The sequence below is a fragment of the Metapseudomonas cellulosilytica genome, from assembly GCF_049334135.1.
Lineage (GTDB): Bacteria > Pseudomonadota > Gammaproteobacteria > Pseudomonadales > Pseudomonadaceae > Metapseudomonas.
This window is the reverse complement of sequence record NZ_JBHZGN010000006.1, coordinates 302,452-308,899: the sequence shown is the minus strand read 5'-3', so window position 1 is coordinate 308,899 and position 6,448 is coordinate 302,452. Positions and strand designations below refer to the sequence as shown.

The window sequence follows — 6,448 nt, the reverse complement described above, 5'->3', positions numbered from 1 at the left end:
GGGCGTGCGCCCGGGCACCTACTGCGAGCCGAAGATGACCACCGTCGGTTCCCAGGACACCACTGGCCCGATGACCCGCGACGAGCTGAAAGACCTCGCCTGCCTCGGCTTCTCCGCCGACCTGGTGATGCAGTCCTTCTGCCACACCGCCGCCTATCCGAAGCCCATCGACGTCAACACCCACCACACCCTGCCGGATTTCATCCGCACCCGTGGCGGCGTGTCCCTGCGTCCGGGCGACGGCATCATCCACAGCTGGCTGAACCGCATGCTGCTGCCGGACACCGTCGGCACCGGCGGTGACTCCCACACCCGCTTCCCGATCGGTATCTCCTTCCCGGCCGGCTCCGGCCTGGTGGCCTTCGCCGCCGCCACCGGCGTGATGCCGCTGGACATGCCGGAATCCGTGCTGGTGCGCTTCAAGGGCAAGATGCAGCCCGGGATCACCCTGCGTGACCTGGTGCATGCCATTCCCTACTACGCCATCCAAGCGGGCCTGTTGACCGTCGAGAAGAAGGGCAAGAAGAACATCTTCTCCGGCCGCATCCTCGAGATCGAAGGCCTCAACGACCTGACCGTCGAGCAAGCTTTCGAGCTGTCCGACGCCTCGGCCGAGCGTTCCGCGGCCGGTTGCTCCATCAAGCTGCCGGAAGAAGCGATTGCCGAGTACCTGAAGTCCAACATCACCCTGCTGCGCTGGATGATCGGCGAAGGCTACGGCGACGCCCGCACCATGGAACGCCGCGCCCAGGCCATGGAAGCCTGGCTGGCCAACCCGCAACTGCTGGAAGGCGACGCTGACGCCGAATACGCCGCCGTCATCGAGATCGACCTGGCCGACGTGAAAGAGCCTGTGCTCTGCGCACCGAACGACCCGGACGATGCCCGCCTGCTGTCCACCGTGGCCGGCGACAAGATCGACGAGGTGTTCATCGGCTCCTGCATGACCAACATCGGTCACTTCCGCGCGGCCGGTAAGCTGCTGGACAAGGTCAAGGGCGGCATTCCGACCCGTCTGTGGCTGGCGCCGCCGACCAAGATGGACCAGCACCAGCTGACCGAGGAAGGCTACTACGGCATCTACGGCAAGGCCGGCGCGCGCATGGAAATGCCGGGTTGCTCGCTGTGCATGGGCAACCAGGCCCGCGTACAGACTGGCGCCACCGTGGTCTCCACCTCCACCCGTAACTTCCCCAACCGTCTGGGCGACGCCACCAACGTCTACCTGGCCTCCGCCGAGCTGGCGGCCGTTGCCTCGATCCTGGGCAAACTGCCGACCGTGGCCGAGTACATGGAATACGCGAAGAACATCGACAGCATGGCTGCCGATATCTACCGCTACCTGTCCTTCGACCAGATCGCCGAGTACAAGGAAGCCGCGGCCAACGCCAAGATCCCGGTGGTCCAGGCCTAAGCCTGCACCGCGATCCTGGTGACGCAGAAGCCCCGCCCCGTGCGGGGCTTCTTCTTTTTGTCGTGCACACCGACGGGTCGACACCCCCTGCGAATTGCCAGCCATGCGCAGTGGCAGCCCGCCTCCGCCAAGCGGCACACACTTTCGACAGAGGGTCACCCTGTCCACCTTGCAGCTCCCCCGCCAGCAGCTATGTTGCAGGTATCAGCTGCCACCACGGGGAGCGCCGCCATGAAAGCCTGGTTTCTCATCCTCCTCTGCACCCTTGGCTTGGCCGGCTGCTCCAGCGAGTACCTGATCGCCACGACGGACGGCCAGCTCATCACTTCCGACGAGAAGCCCAGGCTCGACAAGGACACCGGCATGCTCAAGTTCGAGGACGACGAAGGTCGCGTCCAACAGATCCCGCAAAGCCAGGTGAAGCAGATCATCGAACGTTGAGGTGGCTCCGACCTCGAACCCTTGCCCCGCCCCGGCGGGGCTCGTTTTTTTCGGCTCCTGGCATAACGCTTGCTTGATCCGCCTCGACGATACTCACTCCAACGGCGGAGCGGGTGGATGACGATGGCGTCGATACCGGCGAGCCCCGGCTGCTCCGGATCGGCGCCATTTTGCTGACAGGTGGCAACCAAGATGACGGACACGCAGGACACCACGCGCGCGGACAACCTGGCCTGGTTAGCGGGCAGCGATGCACCGGAGAAGTGCATGCTCAATCTGGGCCTCATGCCCCTGACCGACTCGGCGTCCCTGATAGTCGCCGCCACCCAGGGCTTCGCCCAACCCTATGGCTTGACCCTGAACCTCCAGCGCCAATCCTCCTGGGCCACCTTGCGCGACAAGCTGCTCTCCGGCGAACTGGACGCTGCACAGGCCCTCTACGGCCAGGTCTATGGCATCGAACTGGGCATCGGCGGACCGGCTGCCGCGATGTCCATCCTCATGGGCCTGTGCCAGAACGGACAGGCGATCAACCTCTCCGAACCACTCAAGCGCATCGGCGTGACCAGTTCCGAGGCACTGGCCCGCCACGTGCGCCAAGGCGGTGCACGCCTGACCTTCGCCCAGACCTTTCCCACCGGCACCCATGCCATGTGGCTGAACTACTGGCTCGCGGCCCAGGGCATCCATCCGCTGCGAGACGTCGACACGGTGGTGGTGCCGCCCGCGCAGATGGTCACCCACCTCAAGGCGGCGCGCATCGACGGCTTCTGTGCCGGCGGCCCCTGGGGCGCCCTGGCGGTAGACCAAGGTCAGGGCTTCACCCTGGCCACCAGCCAGATGATCTGGCCAGACCATCCGGAAAAGGTGCTCGCCGTAACCCGGGAGTTCGCCGAGCAGTACCCCAACACCGCCCGTGCGCTGACCATGGCCGTGCTGGAGGCCAGCCGCTTCATCGACGCCAGCGAGGAGAATCGCCATAGCACCGCCCAACTGATCAGCGGCAGCGACTACGTGGACGTACCACTTTCGGCCGTGGAGGGGCGCTTCCTCGGTCACTACCAGGACGGCCTCGGCAATGCCTGGCAGGACGAGCACCCGCTGCGCTTCTTCGAAGACGGCCAGGTGAACATGCCCTACCTGTCCGACGGCATCTGGTTCATGACCCAGTTCCGTCGCTGGGGCCTGTTGCGGGACGACCCGGACTACCTGGACGTGGCCCGGCGCGTGCAGCGCCTGGACATCTACTGCCAGGCCGCCGAATCCCTTGGAATCCAGGTGCCGGACCTGATGCGCAGCGCCACCCTGATCGACGGCCGCACCTGGGACGGCAGCGACCCGGCGGGCTACGCACGCAGCTTCCCGATCCACTCGCTGGCCGGCAGTGTCCGGGCCATCGCCCCATAGCCACCAGGGAAGACGCCACCATGCTGCGTATCCTGCTGATCAATGACACCGCCAAGAAAGTCGGTCGACTCAAGGCCGCCCTGGTGGAAGCCGGATTCGAAGTGATCGACGAATCCGGGCTGACGATCGACCTGCCAGCCCGGGTAGAGGCGATACGCCCGGACGTGGTGCTGATCGATACCGAATCCCCGGGCCGGGACGTAATGGAGCAGGTGGTGATGGTGACCCGCGACCAGCCCCGCCCCATCGTGATGTTCACCGACGAGCACGACCCCAAGGTCATGCGCCAGGCCATCCAGGCCGGCGTCAGCGCCTACATCGTCGAAGGCATCCAGGTCGACCGCCTGCAACCCATCCTCGACGTCGCCATGGCCCGCTTCGAAAGCGACCAGGCGCTGCGCGCCCAGCTCTCGGCCCGCGACCAGCAGTTGGCTGAACGCAAGCGCATCGAGCTGGCCAAGGGACTGCTGATGAAAATGAAGAATTGCAACGAGGAGGAGGCCTACACCTTGATGCGCCGCCAGGCGATGAGCCGGCAGCAGAAACTGATCCAGGTGGCCGAACAGATCATCGCCATGCACGACATGCTGGGACACTGAGGACCACCCCCTGGCCGGATAGAGCTCTGCTCGCGAACCGGGCTTTCACGAGCTGGCGGCGCCCGTTCGACGCCGCGCCACCAACGGCGCGGCAAACTTCAAGAAACTCCCCTCGACAAAGGCCCTGCCAAGCCCTTATCTTCGCCGCCAGGCCACCGCAGTGGCCGACGTCGCTCGGACGGTTCCGGGCGCTTACGTATCCGAGGAAAGCATGGCTGACCAGCGTTCAGCGCGCCGCTTTGCGCGCATCGATCGTCTCCCCCCCTACGTCTTCAATATCACTGCCGAACTCAAGATGGCGGCACGCCGTCGCGGCGAGGACATCATCGATCTGTCCATGGGCAACCCCGACGGCGCCACCCCGCCGCATATCGTGGAAAAGCTCGTGCAGGTCGCCCAGCGTGAAGACACCCACGGATACTCCACCTCCCGCGGCATTCCGCGCCTGCGCAGGGCCATCTCGCGCTGGTACAAGGACCGCTACGACGTGGAGATCGATCCTGAAACCGAAGCCATCGTCACCATCGGCTCCAAGGAAGGCCTGGCACACCTGATGCTCGCCACCCTCGACCATGGCGACACGGTACTGGTGCCCAACCCCAGCTACCCGATCCACATCTACGGTGCCGTGATCGCCGGGGCCCAGGTGCGCTCGGTCCCCCTGGTGCCCGGCGTGGACTTCTTCGCCGAACTGGAACGGGCCATCCGCGAATCCATTCCGAAGCCGAAGATGATGATCATCGGCTTCCCGTCCAACCCCACCGCGCAATGCGTGGAACTGGACTTCTTCGAGCGGGTGGTCGCCCTGGCCAAGCAGTACGACGTGCTGGTGGTGCACGACCTGGCCTACGCCGACATCGTCTACGACGGTTGGAAAGCGCCCTCGATCATGCAGGTGCCCGGAGCGAAGGACATCGCGGTGGAGTTCTTCACCCTGTCCAAGAGCTACAACATGGCGGGCTGGCGGATCGGCTTCATGGTCGGCAACCAGGAACTGGTCAGCGCCCTGGCGCGCATCAAGAGCTATCACGACTACGGCACCTTCACTCCGCTGCAGGTAGCGGCCATCGCCGCCCTGGAGGGCGACCAGCAGTGCGTGCGCGATATCGCCGAGCAGTATCGCCAGCGCCGCAACGTGCTGGTGAAGGGGCTCCACGAGATCGGCTGGATGGTGGAGAACCCCAAGGCCTCGATGTACGTCTGGGCGAAGATTCCCGAGCCCTACGCCGCCATGGGTTCCCTGGAATTCGCCAAGAAACTGCTGGCCGAGGCCAAGGTCTGCGTATCGCCGGGCCTGGGATTCGGCGACTACGGTGACGACCATGTCCGCTTTGCCCTGATCGAGAACCAGGACCGCATCCGCCAGGCCGTACGAGGCATCAAGGGGATGTTCCGCGCCGATGGCATCCTCGGCCAGTCGGTTCCGCCCAAGACCCGCAAAACCGGCAAGGCATGACGCCGGTTCGCGCCCCCTGGTCACAGGGGGCACGAAAAAAACTGAACTTTCCTGAAACGCCCGCCCGGCAAGACTTTCTTACCTTTTCGTGACACCGGATAGCCCCTTCCCTGACAACCGCTCGTCAGCTTTTTGAACATTTTTTGAACAAAATCAGGGTACTATCACTCTCATGAAAGCCAGAGTTCATCGCGCCACAGCTGAACGGTGGTCGGTCAGCGGCGCGCATGTCTTTTTTCCCCTTGAGTCCGGAGCGATTCCCAATGCACAAGTCCATGTGCACACGGTTTCTCTGTCTCAAAAAAAGGAGGAGTAAATATGAAGACATGAAATACAAGTAGAACTGCACCAACAACATAAAGACCACTCGCAGTCCAAAGAGACCCGCGAGAAAGAAAAATATTAATACATATCGGTGCCCAAGACTGCATCAGCACACCAACTTACTTTGTAAAACAAGAGGTAAACCATGGAGCTGTACCATCTGATCACTTCCCTGTTTAAACAGGCAGAAACCATGGAACTAATGCGCATGGGTGTAGTTTATGCCCACCTGATCGCCTGCTGCGTGGCAATCGGCCTGGTCCTGACCAGCGATTACGCCATGATCAAGCAGATGATCACTGGCCAAGACGACTCCCATAGCGACAAAACCCATCTTGATACTCTGAAGAAAACTGTACTGCTTGCACTAGCGGCGCTCTGGGTAACAGGGATCGGTATCATCCTGCTGGATTACTCTGTCAAAGGCGCGGTGTACTTCCTCAACCCCAAACTCCAGGCCAAAATCCTGGTCGTAGCACTGTTGACCGTTAACGGCTTCCTCCTGCACAGCGCAGTACTGCCTGCCATTAAAAAGGCCGGCACGCTGGTCAAGATGGAAACCAACGCCCGCACCCTCGCAGTATTCTCGGGTGTCGTATCTGGTGTTTCCTGGTTCTACGGGGCCATGCTGGGCATCGCTCGTCCGCTCAGCTGGAAATACTCCCTGGGCGAAATCATGTTCGCTTACCCGGTTCTCATTTGCCTCGGCTTCATTGCGATGACGCTGCTGGTGAAGTGGGCAGGCAACAGAGTCGAAAATGTCACTCCTTCCCGAGTGAACCCCGCACTCGCGTCGTGGTAATAGAT

General features: G+C 62.8%; 6 protein-coding genes. All 6 read left to right on the top strand.

Translation table 11 applies throughout. The features are described from left to right. The coding region (locus ACFW0H_RS10655) for a bifunctional aconitate hydratase 2/2-methylisocitrate dehydratase (RefSeq protein WP_422913865.1) at window positions 1-1,414 on the top strand (1,414 nt) is incomplete at its 5' end. Between the two features lie 231 nt (window positions 1,415-1,645). Further along, complete coding sequence (locus ACFW0H_RS10650; protein WP_422913864.1) at window positions 1,646-1,855, top strand: YgdI/YgdR family lipoprotein; 210 nt, start codon at window positions 1,646-1,648, stop codon at window positions 1,853-1,855. 192 nt (window positions 1,856-2,047) lie between these two features. Next, the gene (locus ACFW0H_RS10645) at window positions 2,048-3,262 is read left to right on the top strand and encodes a CmpA/NrtA family ABC transporter substrate-binding protein (RefSeq protein ID WP_422913863.1); all 1,215 of its coding nucleotides are present in this window, start codon (window positions 2,048-2,050) and stop codon (window positions 3,260-3,262) included. A 20-nt stretch (window positions 3,263-3,282) separates the two neighbouring features. Further along, the gene (locus ACFW0H_RS10640; protein ID WP_422913862.1) at window positions 3,283-3,861 is read left to right on the top strand and encodes an ANTAR domain-containing response regulator; all 579 of its coding nucleotides are present in this window, start codon (window positions 3,283-3,285) and stop codon (window positions 3,859-3,861) included. A 211-nt stretch (window positions 3,862-4,072) separates the two neighbouring features. After that, the gene (gene alaC, locus ACFW0H_RS10635; protein ID WP_422913861.1) at window positions 4,073-5,317 is read left to right on the top strand and encodes an alanine transaminase; all 1,245 of its coding nucleotides are present in this window, start codon (window positions 4,073-4,075) and stop codon (window positions 5,315-5,317) included. 469 nt (window positions 5,318-5,786) lie between these two features. After that, window positions 5,787-6,443, top strand: a complete 657-nt coding sequence (locus ACFW0H_RS10630; protein ID WP_422913860.1) for a hypothetical protein — start codon at window positions 5,787-5,789, stop codon at window positions 6,441-6,443. The last annotated feature ends 5 nt before the right edge of the window (window positions 6,444-6,448 follow it).